At 64.8% G+C, this 19,813-nt stretch carries 13 protein-coding genes; 11 read left to right on the top strand and 2 right to left on the bottom strand.

The genetic code is table 11. The annotated features are described in order from the left end of the window. Positions 1 to 44: 44 nt before the first annotated feature. Positions 45 to 794 carry an ABC transporter ATP-binding protein gene (locus G606_RS09295; protein ID WP_051198397.1) on the bottom strand — a complete coding sequence of 250 codons (750 nt, stop codon included), beginning with the start codon at positions 792 to 794 and terminating at the stop codon, positions 45 to 47. A 231-nt stretch (positions 795 to 1,025) separates the two neighbouring features. Then, positions 1,026 to 2,765: an ABC transporter permease gene (locus G606_RS09290; protein ID WP_034523280.1), complete on the bottom strand. Its 1,740-nt coding sequence runs from the start codon at positions 2,763 to 2,765 to the stop codon at positions 1,026 to 1,028. A gap of 1,074 nt (positions 2,766 to 3,839) precedes the next feature. Between G606_RS09290 and G606_RS0100660 the strand changes: the two genes are divergently transcribed. The 11 genes from G606_RS0100660 (at position 3,840) to G606_RS0100610 (ending at position 19,571) form a co-directional block, all read left to right on the top strand. Next, positions 3,840 to 4,709 carry a TrmH family RNA methyltransferase gene (locus G606_RS0100660; RefSeq protein WP_026644381.1) on the top strand — a complete coding sequence of 290 codons (870 nt, stop codon included), beginning with the start codon at positions 3,840 to 3,842 and terminating at the stop codon, positions 4,707 to 4,709. Between the two features lie 65 nt (positions 4,710 to 4,774). Continuing rightward, positions 4,775 to 5,842: a phenylalanine--tRNA ligase subunit alpha gene (gene pheS / locus G606_RS0100655; protein ID WP_026644380.1), complete on the top strand. Its 1,068-nt coding sequence runs from the start codon at positions 4,775 to 4,777 to the stop codon at positions 5,840 to 5,842. Between the two features lie 6 nt (positions 5,843 to 5,848). Then, a complete protein-coding gene (gene pheT / locus G606_RS0100650; protein ID WP_026644379.1) occupies positions 5,849 to 8,455 on the top strand; it encodes a phenylalanine--tRNA ligase subunit beta in 2,607 nt (868 codons plus the stop codon). Between the two features lie 715 nt (positions 8,456 to 9,170). After that, on the top strand, positions 9,171 to 10,187 hold the full coding sequence (locus G606_RS10605) for a hypothetical protein (RefSeq protein WP_051198259.1): 1,017 nt from the start codon (positions 9,171 to 9,173) through the stop codon (positions 10,185 to 10,187). A 385-nt stretch (positions 10,188 to 10,572) separates the two neighbouring features. Further along, the gene (locus tag G606_RS10600; RefSeq protein ID WP_155802689.1) at positions 10,573 to 11,601 is read left to right on the top strand and encodes a hypothetical protein; all 1,029 of its coding nucleotides are present in this window, start codon (positions 10,573 to 10,575) and stop codon (positions 11,599 to 11,601) included. 857 nt (positions 11,602 to 12,458) lie between these two features. Next, on the top strand, positions 12,459 to 13,679 hold the full coding sequence (locus G606_RS0100635; RefSeq protein ID WP_026644378.1) for an N-acetyl-gamma-glutamyl-phosphate reductase: 1,221 nt from the start codon (positions 12,459 to 12,461) through the stop codon (positions 13,677 to 13,679). Beyond that, positions 13,676 to 14,848 carry a bifunctional glutamate N-acetyltransferase/amino-acid acetyltransferase ArgJ gene (gene argJ / locus G606_RS0100630; protein ID WP_026644377.1) on the top strand — a complete coding sequence of 391 codons (1,173 nt, stop codon included), beginning with the start codon at positions 13,676 to 13,678 and terminating at the stop codon, positions 14,846 to 14,848. The genes G606_RS0100635 and argJ overlap by 4 nt, the downstream gene beginning before the upstream one ends. Before the next feature lie 420 nt (positions 14,849 to 15,268). Continuing rightward, the gene (gene argB, locus G606_RS0100625; protein WP_026644376.1) at positions 15,269 to 16,231 is read left to right on the top strand and encodes an acetylglutamate kinase; all 963 of its coding nucleotides are present in this window, start codon (positions 15,269 to 15,271) and stop codon (positions 16,229 to 16,231) included. Positions 16,232 to 16,268: 37 nt separating this feature from the next. Continuing rightward, positions 16,269 to 17,546 carry an acetylornithine transaminase gene (locus G606_RS0100620; RefSeq protein WP_026644375.1) on the top strand — a complete coding sequence of 426 codons (1,278 nt, stop codon included), beginning with the start codon at positions 16,269 to 16,271 and terminating at the stop codon, positions 17,544 to 17,546. A gap of 541 nt (positions 17,547 to 18,087) precedes the next feature. Continuing rightward, positions 18,088 to 19,053, top strand: coding sequence for an ornithine carbamoyltransferase (gene argF, locus G606_RS0100615; RefSeq protein ID WP_101671024.1), 966 nt, complete (start codon positions 18,088 to 18,090; stop codon positions 19,051 to 19,053). Further along, a complete protein-coding gene (locus tag G606_RS0100610) occupies positions 19,053 to 19,571 on the top strand; it encodes an arginine repressor (RefSeq protein ID WP_026644373.1) in 519 nt (172 codons plus the stop codon). The genes argF and G606_RS0100610 overlap by 1 nt, the downstream gene beginning before the upstream one ends. Positions 19,572 to 19,813: the final 242 nt, after the last annotated feature.

Raw genomic sequence — 19,813 nt, 5'->3', positions numbered from 1 at the left:
TACCGGTAGTGATTACTGCCCGTAGTGATTGCCGCCCGTAATGGTTATCGACTGCGATGCGGCGAACGGCGCCCACTACCGGTAGCACACGTCGCCGGTAGCGGGCGCGGATTCAGCCTGAACACCGTGTCCGATTGCTCGGCGATCTGCGGACTGTGCGTGACGATGATGACGCAGCGGCCGTCCTTGTGTGCCAGATCGGTGAAGATTCGCATGATGTCCGCCTGCGTCGCGCCGTCAAGGTTGCCGGTGGGCTCGTCGGCAATGATGACGCGCGGGTCGTCGCTCAGCGCGCGGGCGATCGCCACGCGCTGCTGTTCGCCGCCGGACAGATGCAGGATGCGTTCGTTTGCGTATCGTTCGGGCAGATGCACCTGCTTGAGCAGATCGAGCGCGATGTCCTTTTTCGGGCGGTCGAAACGCTTACCGGAAGCATCCATCGTCAACATGATATTCTCCAGGACGGTGAGCTGCGGCAGCAGGTTGAAACTCTGGAAGATGACGCCGATGTCGCGACTGCGGTACCGGTAGCGGTCCATCGTCGCCAGATCGCGGTCGTCGAAGAGCACGGCGCCCGCGGTCGGTGTGGTCAGGCCGCTGATCAGCGACAGCAGCGTCGTCTTTCCGGCGCCCGACGGACCGACGATTGCCGTCACTTCGCCGCTGCGGAACGATGTGCTGACGTGGCTGATGACGTTCCGTCCGTTTTTCGCATAGGCGTAGCTCACGTCGTCCAGAACAAGCACCGACTTACGGGCGACGTCCTCGTCGTGCACTGTATCTGTCTGCGGCATGGGTGTCTTCGTCATGATGTGCTCCTTTGAAATCGATAGATGCCTGATTATTTGATGATTATTTGTGGTGTCTGTGTGCGGCGTGTCGTCGATGACGACGGGTGATGGCTCGTGCCTCCCGTAACGATGTGCGCGAAGTCGTCGGTCGGGCGCGCGCCGCCGATCGTACGGCGGTCACGCGCTGAGCGGCGAGGGCATAGGCGATCGCAACGACGATGGCGGCACGGCGTGTCATGAACGATCGGCCAGGATCTGCAGCGGCTCGTATCGCATGACGAACACCGCGGCGACGAATGCCGCCAGTAACGTCAGACCGAGTCCGACGAGCAGCATCCATCCGAGCGTGGCCCAATTGACGGTCGCGTTGAGTTTCGCGATCGCCTGCGACGTCCTGCCGAAGCCGTCACGCACGTCGTTGCCAAGCTGCTGCCCGTTGCTCGGGACGTCGTCGGTGCCACCCGTAGAGTTACCACCCGTAGCGTCGGTGCCGCTGCTGCCCGTAGCGTCGGCGTCCGGACGTGGACCTCCGCCGGGCTGCATGTCGCGGCCGAACTGTTCGCGCTGCTGGGCGAGCTGCGTGTGCTGCGCCTCGATCTGGGATGAAAGCAGCGCGTTCGACACCGGCACCGATGCGCCCGCGCCGACGCCCACGCCCACGGCGAGGCCGATGAGCGTCACGACGAGCAGCTCCACCGCGTATTGCGCCGCGACCTTGGCTTTGCGCACGCCGATCGCCGTGAGCACGCCGATCTCGTACTTGCGTTCGCGGATGTTGAATATCGTCATCACGACGAGTATCACGGCGCCCACCGCCAGCACCACGATGAGCAGCGTCCTCGCGAACTTCGCGAGGTTCTCTATCGGCAGCAGACTCGCTTCATATTGCTGCACGTCCTGCGAAGTGACCGTGTATTCGTCGCCGAGACCCGCAGCCTTTACGCTGCGGACGAATTCATCGTATTTGGATTTGCCGTCGAACACATAGGTATAGCTGAGCGTCGCCGCCTGCATCGCGCGCGTGTCGCCGTGCGCGTCAGTCACGTCGATCGTCTTATCGGCGGTAAGCCCGAGCTTGTCGAGCGTGGACGCGGACGTGTAGATCGCGTTCGCCGGGTCGCTCGCGTTCGACGACATCGGGCCGCCCATCGGCGCCGACGAATCGTTCGTGTTGCTGTAGATGCCCACGACTTTGAACGTGTACGTCGTGTCCTCGTTGGCGACGTTCGCGACGACGATCGAGTCGCCGACCTCGACGTCGTTCGCAGCGGCGAGCGTGTCGGAGATGATGACATCGTTATCGTCATCGGTGTCATAGCCGAAGACCTGGCCGCTGTCCATCGTGAAGGAGCCGTTCGGAGCGTTCGCGATGGCCTCGTCGCTGGAGAATCCGACGAGTGAGAAGTCGCCGACCGTCATCTGCGCGCCGCTGCCTTCCGGAGGGGTGCCCGCATCGGGCATCTGCGGCGGATTCGACTGCGCGCCGTCGTTTGCTTTGTTCGATTGCGCGTTGTTGTTCGTCTCGTCTGACTGCGTCGACTGTTTCGTGTCCGCGTTCTCCTTGATGGTGCCGCCGTTCGTGTCGACCGCTTCGATGCCATCGTTTGCAGAGGCGACGGACGCCGTCTCGATGTAATACGACGACGCGACGCCGTACGACGTCTTGGCGTATTGCTCGTAGTCGGCGAGCATCAGCGTCTTGCCGGCGACGGCCTCGCGCATCGCGTCCATGTCCGGCTTGCCGTCGCCGGCGCCGTTTGAGCGCGACTTGTCCATCAACGAGCCGCGGTCGAGCGTGATCTGCGCACAGAGCGTCGTGTTCGCGAGCGCATCCGTGCGCGCCCGCTGTGCCGCCTGTACGATGGCGAGTCCGATGGTGGCCGCCGCGGTGACGATCGCGACGATGATGATCATGAGCGCGCTGCGCCCTTTGTTGCGGGTGATGTTCCTCATCGCGTTGGTGATGATGAACATGGTCGTCCTTCGAAGATTCATTGGTCTGTATGGTTGGTATTGGTGGTGCCGACGGTTGCCGTACGCCGCCAGCGTAAAGTCCGAAGTTGGGGCCGGTCGTGGGAATCGCTGGAACGACGCCGAATCATCGCCGACGGTTTCCTGAAAGCCGACTGTGACTCAACTGATAACGTCGCCGACGCGGAGATCGCCGATTCGCGGATGGTCGGCGGATGTGCGCTGCCGTCGCGTTACCGGTGGTGTTTCGGTTATCGGGGTGTCTCGCGCTATGGGTGGTGTCGTGCGTTAGCGGTGGCGTCTCGGTTATCGAGAGGCGTCTTACCGTCACGTCGTTACGTTACGGGTGGCATCGCGCGCTACGGGTGGTGTCGCACATTGCCGGTGACGCTCGTGCGTTACCGGCGGCAATCGTGCGTGAGGTACTCATTCGTTACGGGTGGCTCTCGCGGGATGGCTGCGGATGCCTTACCGGTAGCAGTCGCGCATCCTCGGGGAACGGTATGGAAAGCTACGGGAAGCAGCGCAAAGACGTCGACGATTCGGCGACTTCCTGGATATCGGCGGTGGCACACCCTTGAAGAACAATCTCCTGAAGAACGATCTCCGAACATGCTCGCAAGAGGGAGAGGGACATTCGTTCGTATGCGCAGACGCATTATCGTGATTGCGGCTCTCCACGAGAAAGAGAGATGACAGCTACCTGTAAAACACAGCCCATAAAGGAAGAGGACGGCCGATAGTGCGATAAGAGGGACGTGCTGCCCGTAAGGAACGCTGATGCTTCCCGTAAGGTTGCGCAAGCGCTGATGCCGCGCGTAAATAGAGACCGATATCGGCAAAGGGGAACGTGCTGCCCGTAAGCAATCGTGCATGTCATGGATGACGTCTGCATAAGCATAAGAGGGGACTGCCCGTAAGCAATACCGATACCGATGCTGCCCATAGGGAATCGTGTATAGGAGAACGCTGCCCGTAAGGAGACGTACGTGGAGATGCTGCCCGTAAGGATTCGCAGGTGGAGACGGTGGTGAGAAGCCTACGGGCAGGACTGGGTATCGCGGTAGGGTGGCGGGTATGCCGATCGACAACCATGTAATCACGAACACGAAGTCAGAACGCGTGCGCAGGCTCGTCGAGCTTGCATCCCGTAAGCATAGGGAACGAAGCGGACGGTTCATCATCGAAGGGCCGCAGGCGGTGCGGGAGGCGCTCACCTGGCAGCCCGACGTCGTGCGCGACCTGTATGTCGCCGCCGACGGCGACGCCCCCGACGCGGCCTTCGCGAACGCGACCGTCGCATCGCTCGCCGGACTCGCGATGGGCGAAGGCGTCTACGTGCACAAAGCGACCCGTAACGCCATCGACCATGTGAGCCGGGATGCGCAGGGCGTGTTCGCGGTCGGAGACCTCGAACGATGCCGCGAACGGCTGTCGACGATACCCGAAACGCCGCGCCCGTTCATCGCCGCGTTCTGGCAGGTGCGCGACCCCGGCAACGCGGGCACCGTCATCCGCAGCGCCGACGTCGCCGGCTGCGACGCCGTCGTCCTCGTCGGCGATTGCGTCGACGTGTTCAATCCGAAGGTCATCCGCGCGACGACGGGATCGCTCTTCCATCTGCCGGTGCTGCGCATGGACGAGGACGCCTTCTTCGATATGTGCGCGGCCCGTAAGGCGAGCGTCATCGCCGCCGACGTGTACGGGACGGAACAGATGCCGCCCGTAAGCCTTCCGGACCTCGTGCGGCAGGGGGATGCGCTCGACGGCGCGAAGGCGGTGCTCTTCGGCAACGAGGCGCGCGGCCTCGACGACGCGCTGCTGTCGCGCGCCGACGTCGTATGCTCGATCCCGATCTACGGCAAAGCGGAATCGCTCAATCTCGGCACGAGCGCGGCGGTCATGCTGATGACGTTGGCTATGTCGAGTCGTATTGAAAGAATGTGAAGTCGATAAAACGTTGGAATGACGCGATTTCGCGCCAGAAGACGCCTGTTGATGAAAGGTAACTCGTGGCAGGGAACACGCAATTCGATGCCGATGCGGTGCAGCAAGCCGTCGCCGAAGGCATCGCCGCAATCGAACAAGCCTCCAGCATGGAGGAACTCAAGGCCATCCGCGGCAAGTACGCCGGCGCGCAGTCGGCGATGACGCTCGCCAGCAAGGCGATCGGCTCGCTCGACAAGGATCAGAAGAAGGAGGCGGGCAAGCTCATGGGCAAGCTGCGCGCCGACTTCGGGCGCGCGTACGGCACGAAGGAGGCCGAGGTCAAGGCCGCCGAGGAGGCCGCCGAACTCGCCTCCGAAACGATTGACATGACGCTGCCCGTAAGGCGCCGCCCGCTCGGTGCGCGCCATCCGCTGCCCAAGCTCATGGAGGACATCGAGGACTTCTTCGTCGGCATGGGCTGGCAGATCTCCGATGGCCCCGAGGTCGAGACCGAATGGTTCGACTTCGACGCGCTCAACTTCGGCCCCGACCATCCGGCGCGCCAGATGCAGGACACCTTCTACGTCAAAGGCAACCAGGCGAAGGACGCCGCCGGCTTCGTCGGCTCGAACATGGTCCTGCGCACGCAGACCTCCTCCGATCAGGTGCGCGGCCTGATCAACCACGGCGTGCCGCTGTACATCGCCTGCCCGGGACGCGTATTCCGCACCGACGAGCTCGACGCGACGCACACGCCGGTCTTCCACCAGGTCGAGGCGCTCGCCGTCGACAAGGACCTGACGATGGCCGACCTCAAAGGCGTGCTCGACAAGCTCGCCGTCGCGATGTTCGGCCCCGAGGCGAAGAGCCGCCTGCGCCCGAGCTACTTCCCGTTCACCGAGCCGAGCGCCGAGATCGACCTGTGGTTCCCCGACAAGAAGGGCGGCCCCGGCTGGATCGAATGGGGCGGCTGCGGCATGGTCAACCCGAACGTGCTGCGCTCGGCCGGCATCGACCCGGACGACTACACCGGCTTCGCGTTCGGCGTCGGCGTGGAGCGCACGCTGCTGCTGCGCCACGACATCAACGACATGCACGACCTCGTCGAAGGTGACGTGCGTTTCAGCGAACAGTTTGTGATGGGGGAGTGATACCCAATGCCAATGGTAGATATTGACTGGCTGCGCGACGACGTCGAGGTCCCTCAGGGACTGACCTACGAGCAGCTCGCGAAGGACCTCGTGCGCGTCGGACTCGAGGAGGAGGAGATCCACACCTCGCAGCTGACTGGGCCGATCGTCGTCGGCTACGTCGTCGACGCGACTCCCGAGCCGCAGAAGAACGGCAAGACGATCAACTGGTGCCACGTCGACGTCGGCGACGAATACAACGACGTCGACGAGAACGGCAACAAGGTGCCGCGCGGCATCGTATGCGGCGCGCCCAACATGAAGGCGGGCGAGAAGGTCGTCGTCACGCTGCCCGGCGCCGTGCTGCCTGGCGATTTCAAGATCGAGCCGCGCAAGACCTACGGACACATCTCCGACGGCATGTGCGCGTCGGAGCGCGAACTCGGGCTCGGCGACAGCCACGACGGCATCATCCTGCTGCGCGACTACGGCTTCACGCCCGAGGAATACGACGCGCTCAAACCGGGCGACGACGCGATGCACCTGCTGCACCTCGACGAGCCGATCCTCGAGATCAACGTGACGCCCGACCGCGGCTACGCGTTCTCCTACCGCGGCATCGCACGCGAATTCCACAACTCGACCGGCGCGAAGTTCACCGATCCGGTCGCCGCGCTCGACGAACGCGTCCCGCACGTCGAGGACACCGGTGACACGACGCGCGACATCGACGTCATCATCGACGACGACAACCCGATCCACGGCGTCGTCGGCTGCGACCGCTACTACGCACGCACCGTGCGCGGCTACCAGCCGGGCAGCGCGACGCCGAACTGGATGCGCCGCAGGCTCACGCGCGCCGGCATGCGCTCGCTGTCGCTGCCGGTGGACGTCACGAACTACGTCATGCTCGATCTCGGACAGCCGATGCACGCCTACGACCTCGACAAGATCGAAGGCCCGATCGTCGTGCGCCGCGCGAAGGCGGGCGAGAAGCTCACGACGCTCGACGGCAAGGAACACGACCTCGATCCCGAGGATCTGCTCATCACCGATTCGCCCAACGGGCAGCAGGGTTCGCGTATCCTTGGCATCGCCGGCGTCATGGGTGGCATGTACGGCGAGGTGACCGACGAGACGACGAACATCCTGCTCGAGGCCGCGCACTTCGACCCGATCACGATCGCGCGTTCGGCGCGCCGCCACAAGATCCCCTCTGAGGCGTCGCGACGTTTCGAACGCGGCGTCGACGACAAGCTGCAGCCGGCGGCCGCGCAGATGGCCGCCGAGCTGCTGGAGAAGTACGGTGAGGCGACGCCGTCGCTGACGCCGCAGGACGTCGACACGACGCCGCGACGCACGCCGATCGTCTTCAAGGCGAGCGAAGCGAAGCGCGTGGCCGGTCTCGACCTCGACCTCAACGAGATCAACGGCATCCTCACCGACATTGGCTGCGTTGTCGGCGGCGGCGGCAACGGCGAGTTCACGGTGACGCCGCCGTCGTGGCGTCCCGACCTCAACGAGGCGTGCGACCTCGTCGAGGAGATCGCGCGCATCTACGGCTACGACCGCATCCCGACGCGCGTGCCGCACGCGCCCGTCGAAGGCCATGTGGGACTGACCTCCGACCAGCGACGCAAGCGTGAGGTCGCGAACGAGCTCGCCGAATACGGCCTCGTCGAGACGCTCAGCTACCCCTTCGTCGGTCCCGCCGACTATAAGGCGTTCATGATCGACGCCGAGCAGGTCGAGCCGGTGAGCGTGCAGATCGTCAACCCCCTCGCCGACGACCGTCCGTTCCTGCGCCGCGAGCTGCTGCTCACGCTCGCGCAGACGGTGCGCCGCAACCTGCGCCGCGGCATCGAGAACGTCAGCTGCTACGAGATCGGCCACGTCTACCTCGCCGATCCGAACGCGCCGGCGATTCCCGCGCTGCCCGGCGCCGTCAAGCCGACCGACGAACAGCTCGCCGCGCTCGACGCGGGTCTGCCCGAACAGCCGCTGCACGTGGCCGCGATCATGACCGGGCTTGCCGAGGACGACGGATGGCTCGGCGACAGGCGCGTCGTCGACTGGAGCGACGCCGTCGAGGTGGCGCGCCGCGTCACGAAGCGCCTCGGCGCCGACATCGTGCTCGATCAGCCGAAGGCCGAGGACGTGCCCGCGCAGTGGCATCCGGGACGCGCCGCGCGCATCGTCGCGGCAGGCGAGACGGTCGGATTCGTCGGCGAGCTGCATCCGAAGGTCGACGACGAACTCGGCTTCCCGCATCACACGGCCGCCTTCGAGATCGATCTGACCGCGCTGTTCGCGACATTGAGCGACAAGCCGGTGCAGGCCAAGCCGATCTCGACGTTCCCGCCGGTCAAGCAGGACCTCGCGTTCACGATGCCGGACGCGCTGACCGCGCATGAGCTCGAAGAGGCGATCCGACAGGCCGCCGGCGACGTACTCGAATCGATCGAACTGTTCGACGTCTACGAAGGCGACCAGCTCGGCGAAGGCAAGAAGTCGCTCGCGTATGCAGTGACCTTCCGCGCGCCCGACCGCACGCTCACCAGCGAGGACAGCGAGGCGATCCGCGCGAGGATCGTCGAGCGCGCGGCGACGCTCGGCGCGCAGTTGCGCGCGTGACCGCCGCGGCGGGGGATGACGTGCGACACGGCGACGTGTCGCACGTCATCCCCCGCCGTCGTCGTTATCGTCGTCCCTTGAGGTTCGATGAGCTTACGGGCGGCTGCTGTTATTACGGGCGGCGGGTTGCTTACGGGTAGTCGATTATGGGTGTCTGCTTACGGGTGGTTGCTGCCCGTAAGCGGAGTCCGTACGGGCGGCTGCCTCCCGCAGTCGTAACTCTTACGGGCGGCGGCATGCGCTTACGGGATGGCGTTGCGAAGTAGTCGTCAAGGGATCGTATATGCATCGCCCGTACGCGGCGTCGGTGTTTACAGGCGGTTGCCCCAGGGGCGCCCGATGGTCGGGGATTGCGCTTACGGGCAGCAAGTTATGCGGGCGTTTTCTCTTACTGGTAGCGTGTGTATCGATGAACGTCAGTCGTGCGACGGTCGTCCGCCCACGCCGGTCAAGACACGAATGCCGACGATGATGATCGTCCGCGACAGGCGGCACCCCGATTGTGAAACGAGTGCCGCCCGTAAGACTGGGTCGACGTCGCCGCCGGGATCTGCGCTACGGGAGGCGGCCGTACGCGACGACGGATCGGTGGCCGCGGGCGAGCGCAACCACCCGTAGCAGGCGGCTGGTTGCGCGACATCATAGATGGCATAGATGTATATGTCAGGACAACGCAAGAATGGACGTCGTGACCGACGACCGGTAAGGACATGAGATGAGCGAACCGGAACAGAACAAGCCGCAGGACGCATCCGAGCACGATGCGAACGCCGTGCCGACCGCATCGTGCTCGGATGCGTCCGAATCGACGAGCCGTCCTGAAACAGAAGGATCGAACGCGCTGCCCACGCAGTCCGACGCGCCAACTGCGTCCGCCGGCGCGTCGTCGACGACCGCTGATGCGCCAGCCGACTCAAAAGACAAAAACGCTGCGAACATTCCGGAATCGGAAGTGTCGCAGGCCATCTTGGAGACCGACATGCCGGTCGAGGGACAGCCGAACGCTCTGGCGTACGGCGCGATGGACAACCAGTTCCCGCCGGATTACGACCCGTATCTCTTCGGACGTCCGGAAGGCGGAGAGACGCACGAACAGGTCGAGCGCGAGGCCCGCGACGAGGAGATCCGCATCGAGCAGCGCCGTGCGGTCCAGCGTCAGCCGAATCCGATGAGCATGCCGCCGGCAGCGGGCTACGGGCAGTGGCCCGCCGCGCCCGGAACCGGACAGAACGCTGACCCGAACGCGCCATTCGGCGATCGCCGCAACTACAATGCCGACAATCGCGGGAAACTGCCCCGCTATGTGCAGGGCATCGACCTCGACGACCCCAACCAGAACGTGTACTACGGGCGTTGGGACGTCAGCTCGATCGTCGCGTTCGCGCTGTCGCTGCTGCTGCCCGTACCGTTCCTGCCCGCGCTGCTCGGCGCTTTCGGGATGTACCGCACGAAGCTGATGCGCATGAAGGGCTTCGGCTTCGCGCTGGCGGCCGTCATCATCAACGTCATCTATTCGATTGCGATGATCTGGATGATGATCAACGGCGTTTCCACCCAGGACGTCCTCAACGACATGCTGCACATGCTGGGACTCAACGGCACTACGGGTGGTACGGACGGCTCCACGCCCACGCCGACGCCGACTTCTTCCGCGACGTCCACGCCGACGCCTTCGCCGTCGTCTACGGGCGGTGCATCCGGTAACGGCGTGACGTCTGCGATGGGGATGTGAATCGAGTCCGACGACGGCGTCGCAGTGCCACCCGTAGCATGACGTCGTCGTCGAGGGGTGACGTGGGCGAGCGCGTGTGCTGCTGCCGGTAAGCATTGTGCATGGGGAAGGATGCACGAGGGGGAGCTGCCGGTAAGCGGGTGGAGAATCGGGAGATCGACGACATCGTCGTAGACGACAGTGCCCCAGACGACGTCACAACGGACGGCATCGCGGAAGGCGAACAGGGGAAATGGCGCCAATCGCACGGGAAAACATGGTCCTCAGGAAGTTATCCACAACGACACGCCGGCAACACGCCGGCGACACGCCGTCGACACACCCATCCGGTCACATACCCCCGCCGGGGTAGACACGGCTCATGACGCGTCCGTACCGTCGTCACATGGAAACGCGAATGGATGCTGCCGCCTACGAAACGGTCGGCGATGAAGACGAGTACGAGCGCAGGCTCCGCGAGGGCAGCGCGCCGAATCTGCTGCCGATGCATCTGCAGCTCATCGAACTGCAGGCGCAGGAGATCGCGCGATGCATGGACGCACGCGCGAGAGTCAGCCATGACCTGCTGTTCGGCGGGTTCACCGCGCTGCGATTGCAAGGTGTGCCGCTGCCGCGCACGCTGCCCAAGTACGGGGAGACGGTCAGCGGCGACGACTTGTGTGTCCTCGCGACACGCCGCAACACGCGCACCCGACTGCGCGGCGCGCGGTACTATCACATGAACATCCCGTTGCAGATCGTCGAGCCGATGCCCGGCGTGCGCTGCGTGAGCGTCGTATGCGCGTGGTTCATGCTCGCCCGTTTCCTGTCGCTGGAGGAACTTGTGACGCTCGGCGACTGCCTGCTCATGCGCAACGTCGTGCACAAGCGCGTCACAATCGAGGATTTTGACGTGTTCGTTACGCGGATGGAACGACTCGGCAAGCTGCACGCCCTCGGTCGCAAACGTGCGCCGCGCGGCGTGAAGAAGGCGCGTCGCGCGATCGCTCTGCTGTGCGCGAACATGGAGTCGCCGCAGGAGGCGCGGCTGTCGCTGGAACTCAGGAAACGTGGACTGCCGGAGCCCGTCGCCAACCTGTCGATCATGCTGGACGACGGCACCGTCGTGCGCGGCGACCTGGTGTTCGTCGAGGCCGGTGTCATCTGCGAGTACGACGGCGCGCATCATCTCAACCAGCTGGAGCGCGATCGCATACGCCGCGCGAAGATCGAATGCTCCGGATGGCGGTACGTGCAGGTGACGCGCGTCGACATGGCGACGCCCGATGCACGCGCATGGATGGCCAGACGCGTCGCATACGCGCTCGAGGAGCGCACCGGCGTGCGCTATATGACCGACGACGTGATTCCGCTCGAGGCGATCGCCGACCAGGCATTGCGCGCGCCCCTTCCCGGCTGGGACTGCGTGGCGTAGTCGAAGTGCGGCTGCGCGGTAGTGCGGATTGCGGCGGCGTGATCTCGTGGATCGCGGCGGCGTGCGCCGCGGAAACGTCGGCGTCGGCACGCGGATTGGCGGATGTGCGGTCGTGATTATGGGTGGTCGTGTTTTTATGGGTGGTCGTGTTTAGGGTGGTCGTATTTACGGGTGGTCGTGATGAATCGATGTGTGTCGTCATGCTTACGGGTAGTCGTGTTGAGTAGACGTGCGCTATGGTCATGCTTACGGGTAGTCGTATCAAGGCGATGGGCGTCTTCTTCGTCGTTTGGGCGTCTTCTTCGTCGTTTGGGCGTCTTCTTCGTCGTTTCATCGATCGGCTGCGCTTATGGGTGGCGTACGCACGCGCAAGCACAGGGGAGCGCGGCACTTTCTCGCGATCATGAATGCATAATTATGCAATGTACTGCATAAAGTGTATCGTCATCTGTATAACCAAAAAGTTGGTCGCATCGGATGCTCTGATGGCGGCTCCTGTCGTCGACCGTTACCGGCGGCATGTGCGCGAACGCGGAATCCTCGGATCAGGCTGTTTTGTGTACTTCGCGCGCATGGCGCCGGCGGAAGGGTCGACTGCAGCCGGTAAGGCATGACGGCCCGTTCGGGGTGTCACGGCCACGTCGCGGAAGTCGCCGATGCACATGCGCATATGCACGCGCGCGTCGCGGTTCGCGGAATCGGAATGCTACCCGTAAGGGAATTGGCCGCCGGATGCCGAGACGATGGGATGCCACCCGTAAGGGTCGCGGATGTGTGGACGCGCGGCGGAGGATTGGCGACCAACGGCGAACACTGACGGCACGGCCCCGACGGGGTCGGAAAGGAAGGCAACGGGAATGACGAAGTACACCGTCGCGGTCGCGGGTGCGACCGGTTACGCGGGTGGGGAGGCGCTGCGCATTCTCGCGACCCATCCGAATTTCGAAGTGACGACCGTCGCCGGTCATTCGTCGGTCGGTGAGAAGCTCGGCGCCTATCAGCCGCATATCCCTCAGCTGGCCGACCTGACCATCGTCGATACGACGGCCGAGGCGCTCAACGGACACGACGTCATCATTCTGGCGTTGCCGCACGGGGCATCGGGTGCGCTCGCCGCGCAGCTCGACGAGTCGGCGACCGTCGTCGATCTGGGCGCCGACCATCGTCTGGAGATGCAGCAGGCATGGGACGATTACTACGGCGGCGCGTTCTACGAACACTGGACCTACGGAATGCCCGAGCTCATTCTGGGCAAGGACGCCAACGGGCGGTACCTGCGCCAGCGCGACGTCATCAGCGGCGTCGCTGCGGACGACGTGCTGCCCGTAAGCGAGATGCACGACGCGGGAGGGGCGCAGGATGTGCTGCCCGTAAGCGAGATGCGGCAGGCGGAGGACGTGCAGGACGCGCTGCCCGTAAGAAGGGGGACGCGGCGCATTGCGGGGCCCGGCTGCAACGTCACGGCCACGACGCTCGCGATGCAGCCGGCGATCGCCGAGAATCTCATCGTGCCGCACACGATCGTCGCCGACCTGGCCGTCGGCTATTCGGGCGCCGGCAAAAGCCTCAAGCGCACGAATCTGCTCGCCTCGGAGGCACTCAATTCGGCGACGCCGTATTCGGTCGGCGGCACGCACCGCCACATCCCCGAAATCCTGCAGAACTTCGCGCATGCGGCAGGCCTCGGCGCCGAAGCAGCGAACGAGTTCATGCTCGCGTTCACGCCGATGCTCGTGCCGATGTCGCGCGGCATCCTCGCTTCGGTGAGCGCGAAACTCACCGACAAGGCGCTCGACATGGATGACGACGACATCCGCGCCGTATGGACGAAGGCGTACGAAGGACAGCCATTCGTGTTCGTGCTGCCCGAAGGTGTGATGCCGGCGACGCAGAACGTCCTCGGCTCGAACGCCGCGCACGTGCAGGTGGCGGTCGACCGACGAAGCCGAACGCTGCACGCATTCGCGGCGATCGACAACCTCAATCGCGGAACGGCGGGGCAGGCGGTCGAATCGCTCAACCTCGCGTTCGGACTCAACGAAGAAACAGGACTCAGCAAGATCGGAGTGGCACCATGAGCGTAACGTTTGCACAAGGATTCACGGCGGCCGGCGTGGTTGCAGGCATCTCGTCGGTGGAAGGAAAGAAGGACCTCGCGCTCGTCGTGAACAACGGCCCGCTCAAGGCGGCCGCCGGCGTGTTCACGACGAATCGATTCTGCGCCGCGCCCGTGCAGTGGTCGCGCGAAGCGGTCAAGGACGGTCAACTCGACGCCGTCGTCCTCAACTCCGGCGGCGCTAACGCATGCACCGGACTCGAAGGCTACGAGCAGGCGGCGGCGACGGCGCGCAAGGCCGGCGAACTGCTCGGCTGTGACGTCGAGGACGTGGCCGTATGCTCCACCGGTCTCATCGGTGAACTGCTGCCACTAAGCAAGGTGCTCGCCGGCGTCGAGGCCGCGTTCGACGCCCTCGACGACACCGTCCAGGCGGGCGACGACGCATCGCACGCGATCATGACGACGGACACAAAGCCGAAGACCGTGACGCGTCTGGGATCGAACGGATTCCGCATCGGTGGCATGGTCAAGGGATCAGGCATGATCGCGCCGCAGCTCGCGACGATGCTGTGCGTCATCACGACCGACGCCGTCGTCACGCCCGAACAGCTACGGGCGGCACTCGGCGCCGCCGTCGACACGTCGTTCAACCGCATCGACGTGGACGGCTGCATGTCCACGAACGACACCGTGCTGTTGCTCGCATCGGGCGCCTCCGGCATCACGCCGGACGCGGACGAGTTCAATGCGCTCGTCGCCGGCTGCTGCGCGTCGCTCGCACGCCAGATCATCGGCGACGGCGAAGGCGCGAGCCACGACATCAAGATCACCGTCGAAGGCGCCACCGACGAGGACGCCGCGCTCGCCTGCGCGCGTGCAGTGGCCGCGTCGAACCTGCTCAAATGCGCAATCAGCGGCAACGACCCGAACTGGGGACGCATCGTCAGCTCGGTGGGCACCGTGCCGGTGGACGTCGCGCCCTACGACCCCGATCAGGTGACCGTCGACGTCAACGGGGTGCGGGTGTGCGACGGCGGCAAGCCGGGGCGCGATCGCAGCGAAGTCGACATGACGGCGCGCGAGGTCGACATCGTCATCGGACTCAATGTCGGCGACGCCACCGCCACTGTGTGGACCGACGACCTCACTCACGAATACGTGCACATCAACGCCGACTACGAAAGCTGAACGCGGCGCGCGGCAACGCCTCCCGCTGCTACGGGCGGCGGTTGCCGCTCTTACGGGTGGCAGGTTGTTGCGGCGGCGCGTCACGCTTACGGGTAGTGCGTCGATCCTACGGGCAGTTCGCTCTTATGGGTGGCAGGTCATATCGATCGGCCGCGGAAGGTCGTTCGTCGTTGGGTGGCCCAATCCGCTGCCAATAACGGTGTGCCTCCCGTAAGAGCGTGCGCTACCACTAAGAGGAAAAAGCGTGCGTTACCACTAAGAGACGCTACCACTAAGAGATAAGAGAAAGGACTGCCCGTAAAAAATCTGACTACCCGTAAGAGAGAGGACGTGCTACCCGTAAGCGGGTGACACGGGTGGCGCTGGGAGCGCGGACGCGCGGATGCCGACGGCGCGAGAATAGGAGAACGATAAGGAATCATGACGAAACAACTGAAAGGTCCGGGCTTCCACCTGGACGTGCATACGGATCTGCGTCCGGACCAGAAGGCGGAGGTGCTCATCGAGGCGCTGCCGTGGCTGGAGGAGTTCTACGGGAAGACGGTCGTCATCAAATACGGCGGCAACGCGATGGTCGACGATCATCTCAAGAGCTGCTTCGCCGACGACATGGTGTTCCTGCGTCAGGTGGGTCTGCATCCCGTAATCGTGCACGGCGGCGGCCCGCAGATTTCACAGATGCTCAAGGCTCTCGGCATCCATTCGGAGTTCAAGGGCGGCCTGCGCGTCACGACGCCCGAGGCGATGGACGTCGTGCGCATGGTGCTCACAGGCAAGGTATCGCGCGAGCTCGTCGGCCTCATCAACGCCCACGGCCCGTACGCGGTGGGACTGTCGGGCGAGGACGGCGCGCTCTTCTCGGCGACGCAGCGCATGCCGGTCATCGATGGCAAGCCCACCGACATCGGCCTGGTCGGCGACGTCATCGGCGTCGACGCGTCCGCCGTCATCGACCTCATCCATTCGGGACGCATACCGGTGGTGTCGTCGGTCGCCCCGAACGAGGAGGATGCGACGGAGGTGCTCAATGTGAACGCCGACTCCGCCGCTGCCGCGCTCGCGACCGCGTTGGGCGCGCACAAGCTCATCATCCTCACCGACGTCGATGGTCTGTACGCCGACTGGCCGAACCGTGATTCGCTTATCGGACGCATCGGCGTCGAGGATCTGCGCGACATGCTGCCACGGCTCGAAAGCGGCATGCGCCCGAAGATGGAGGCGTGCATCCGCGCGATCGACGGCGGCGTGCAGCAGGCGCACATCATTGACGGCCGCAAGCCGCACTCGATACTCAACGAGGTATTCACAAGCGCCGGAATCGGCACGATGGTCGAACCCGGCGAAGGACTGGAAATGAGGAACGCATATGACAACCGAGCATGACACGAACGATTCGCAGATCGCTACCGGTAGCGTGAACGTGACTGCTACCGATAACGCGGCGCGCGGTGCGCTCACGGAGGACAAGCGGCTGCTCGACGAATACAACGACGTGCACATGCACGTCTTCGGCACGCCGCTGCGCGTGCTCGACCATGGGCAGGGCGTACGCGTGTGGGACGTCGATGGCAACGAATACCTCGATTTCCTCGCAGGCATCGCCGTCAATTCGATTGGCTATGCGCATCCCAAGTGGATCGAGGCGGTCGCCGCGCAGGCCGCGCAGGCCGCGCACGTGAGCAACTACTTTGCGACGCGTCCGCAGATTAAGCTCGCGGAAAAACTCATCACGCTCGCCGGCGCGCCGCAGGGATCGCACGTCTACTTCGGCAACTCGGGAGCGGAGGCGAACGAGGCGGCGCTCAAGATGGCGAAACTCTACGGGGCGCGGTTGCGCGACGAACTCGGCACGGACAAGCCGTACCGCATCATCGCGCTGACGCACGGCTTCCACGGGCGCACGATGGGCGCGCTATCGGCGACTTGGAAACCCGCGATCCGCGTGCCCTTCGAGCCGCTTGTGCCGAACGTCGAATTCGTCGACGCCAACGACATCGATGCGATGCGCGCCGCCTTCGATGCCGCCGATAAGGGACCGGTGGCGGCCGTCATCATGGAGCTCGTGCAGGGCGAGGCCGGCGTGCTGCCGCTTGACGCCGATTACGTGCGCGGCGTGCGTGCGCTGTGCGACGAGAGGCGCGCGCTGATGATCATCGACGAAGTGCAGACCGGCATCGGACGCACCGGATCCTGGTTCGCGTTCCAGCGCGAGGACCTCGGCGGCGTCACGCCGAACATCGTCACCTTCGCGAAGGGCGTCGCCGGCGGCTTCCCGATGGGCGGCATGATCAGCTTCGGCGAGGAGCTGTCCTCGCTGTTCTCCCCAGGCACCCACGGGTCGACCTTCGCCGGCAACCCGTTGGGTGCGGCGGCCGCGCTCGCGACGATCGGCGTGATCGAGGACGAGGGGCTCGTGCAGTGCGCCGAAGTGCGCGGCGAGCAGCTGCGCACCGACCTGCGCGCCACCGACAACCCGTTGTTCGAGCTGGTGCGCGGCCGCGGTCTGCTCAACGCGATCGTGCTGAAGCGTCCGTGCGCGCATGCCGCGGTGGACTGGGCGCTCGAGCACGGGCTCATCGTCAACGCGTGCGCTCCCGACGTCATCCGTCTGGCACCTCCGCTCGTCGTCAGCGAGCAGGATGTGAACGACGCGGTGGCGATCCTCGCCCAGCTGCCCGAAGACCTGCCCAACGACTGATTTCCTGTCGCCGTTACGGGTGGCACGTCCGCTTACGGGATGTGTGTCTGCTTACGGGATGCGCAATCGCTTACGGGTAGCACTTCCATTTACGGGATGCACGTCGTTCTACGGCAGTCGCGTTCGCTTACGGGTGGCACGTTGCTTACGGGACGCATGTCCGCTTACGGGTAGCACATCTTCTTACGGGATGTGCGCGCACTTACGGGCAGTCATCGTTACGGGTGGCACGTCCATCGGCACACGTTCGCCGTCTCAGGCGGGTGGATACGGAGGTGATGCCGCGCGGCATCGTCGGCATTCCGTTGACGGGTCGTGCTTCCCGTAACGACGTCGGCGATGCATGCGCCTGAGACGATCGCGCCGCCCGTAGCACGACTGCCCGTAATATCACTACCGTGAGAGCGGCCACCCGTAGCGTACGACCTGTAACGGCGAACCCGACCCAACCGACCCAACCAACACCGACTACACCGACTACACCGACTACACCCACTCCATCAACCCACCAACCACAACACAACAAGCACAAAAGGAGGCCATCATGGGACAGCTCCGTCACATGCTGCGCGACGACGACGTCAACCATGACGAGCAGAAGCAGATCCTCGAACTCGGCATGAAGTTCCGCGAGAACAGGTTCTACCACCGCCCGTTCGAGGGACCGCAGGGCGTCGCCGTGCTCTTCGACAAGCCGAGCACGCGCACGCGCTCCAGCTTCTCGATCGGTGTCGCCGAACTCGGCGGCTACCCCCTCGTCATCGACAAGTCGGGCTCCCAGCTCGGCCGCGGCGAGCCGATCTCCGACACCACCGAAGTGCTCACGCGCATGGCGTACGCGCTCGTGTGGCGCACCTTCGAACAGTCGCGCATTGAGGAGATGGCGCGCGTCGCGACGGTGCCGGTCGTCAACGCCCTCACCGATGAATTCCACCCGTGCCAGGTGCTCGCCGACTTCCTGACGATCGCGCAGTTCAAAGGCGGCGTGGACGCGCTCGAAGGCATGACGATCGCCTACCTCGGCGACGCGGCGAACAACATGTCCAACTCCTACCTGCTCGCGGGTGCCGTCGCCGGCATGCACGTACGGGTGGCGGGTCCCAACGGATTCCTCCCCGACGACGCCGTCGTGCAGGACGCCGAGGCGATCGCCGCCACTACGGGCGGCAGCATCCTCGTGACCACCGATCCGAAGGAGGCGGTGCGTGACGCGGACTGCGTCTTCACCGACACGTGGGTGTCGATGGGCGAGGAGGACCAGTACGCCGTGCGCTCGAAGCCGTTCTGGCCGTATCAGGTCAACGAGGAGCTCATGGCGCTCGCGAAGCCCGATGCGCTTTTCCAGCACTGCCTGCCCGCCTACCGCGGCAAGGAGGTGACCGCCGCCGTCATCGACGGTCCGCAGTCGGTGGTCTGGGACGAGGCCGAAAACCGACTGCATGCGCAGAAGGCGCTGCTGACGTGGCTCATTGGCAAGCAGCGCGGCGACGAAAGCCTGCTTGTCTGATGACGGATTCGACGACGCCGTTGCAGCGTCCCGCCAGCCGTGCCGCGCGTCTCAACGCGATCGAACAGGCGCTCGCCGACCATGTGGTCACGTCGCAGTCGCAGCTTTCCGAGATTCTCGCCGATCAGGGGATCGAGGTGACGCAGGCGACGCTCAGCCGCGATCTCGACGAGATGAACGCGACGAAGACGCGGCTGCCCGACGGCAAGGTGGCGTACACGATCGACGACCAGCCGATTCCCGCCACCGGAGTCGACAGCGACGAGCGCGCGCAGCAGCAGATGACGCGCATCCTGTCCGGCCTCGTGACGTCCGTGGCCTCCGCCCGTAACCTCATCGTCGTGCACACGTCGTCGGGCGCCGCGCAGTATGTCGCGAGCGTCATCGACAAGCATCCGATAGGCGGCGTCCTCGGCACGATCGCCGGCGACGACACCGTCCTCGTCATCTGCGTGGACGAGACGATGGCGGAACGCCGCTCCGCGTGGCTGCTCGACGTCGCCTCCACGCAGAGCTGAGTCGATCGCTCCGTGACGAAACCGATTCAGGGAAGGCTGCGCCTCGCGCGGCCTTCCCTTTTTGTTGTTGTGCTGTTTTGTTGTTGTGCTGTGCGCGGCGAGAGCGCGCAGTATGGAAATGCCGCGCGGTGTGGAGGTGCATGGTGGGGAGCGCGCTGTGCGTCATGTGTTACGGGATGCGCTGCCCGTTGCACGTCGCGTGTCGCCTGTCGTACGGGTGCGCTGTGCGCCGTGTGTCGTGC

The organism is Bifidobacterium sp. AGR2158 (genome assembly GCF_000424225.1).
In the GTDB taxonomy this organism is placed as follows: domain Bacteria; phylum Actinomycetota; class Actinomycetes; order Actinomycetales; family Bifidobacteriaceae; genus Bifidobacterium; species Bifidobacterium anseris.
Note: the sequence above shows the minus strand (reverse complement) of the source record. Positions and strands in the feature narration are given on the sequence as shown.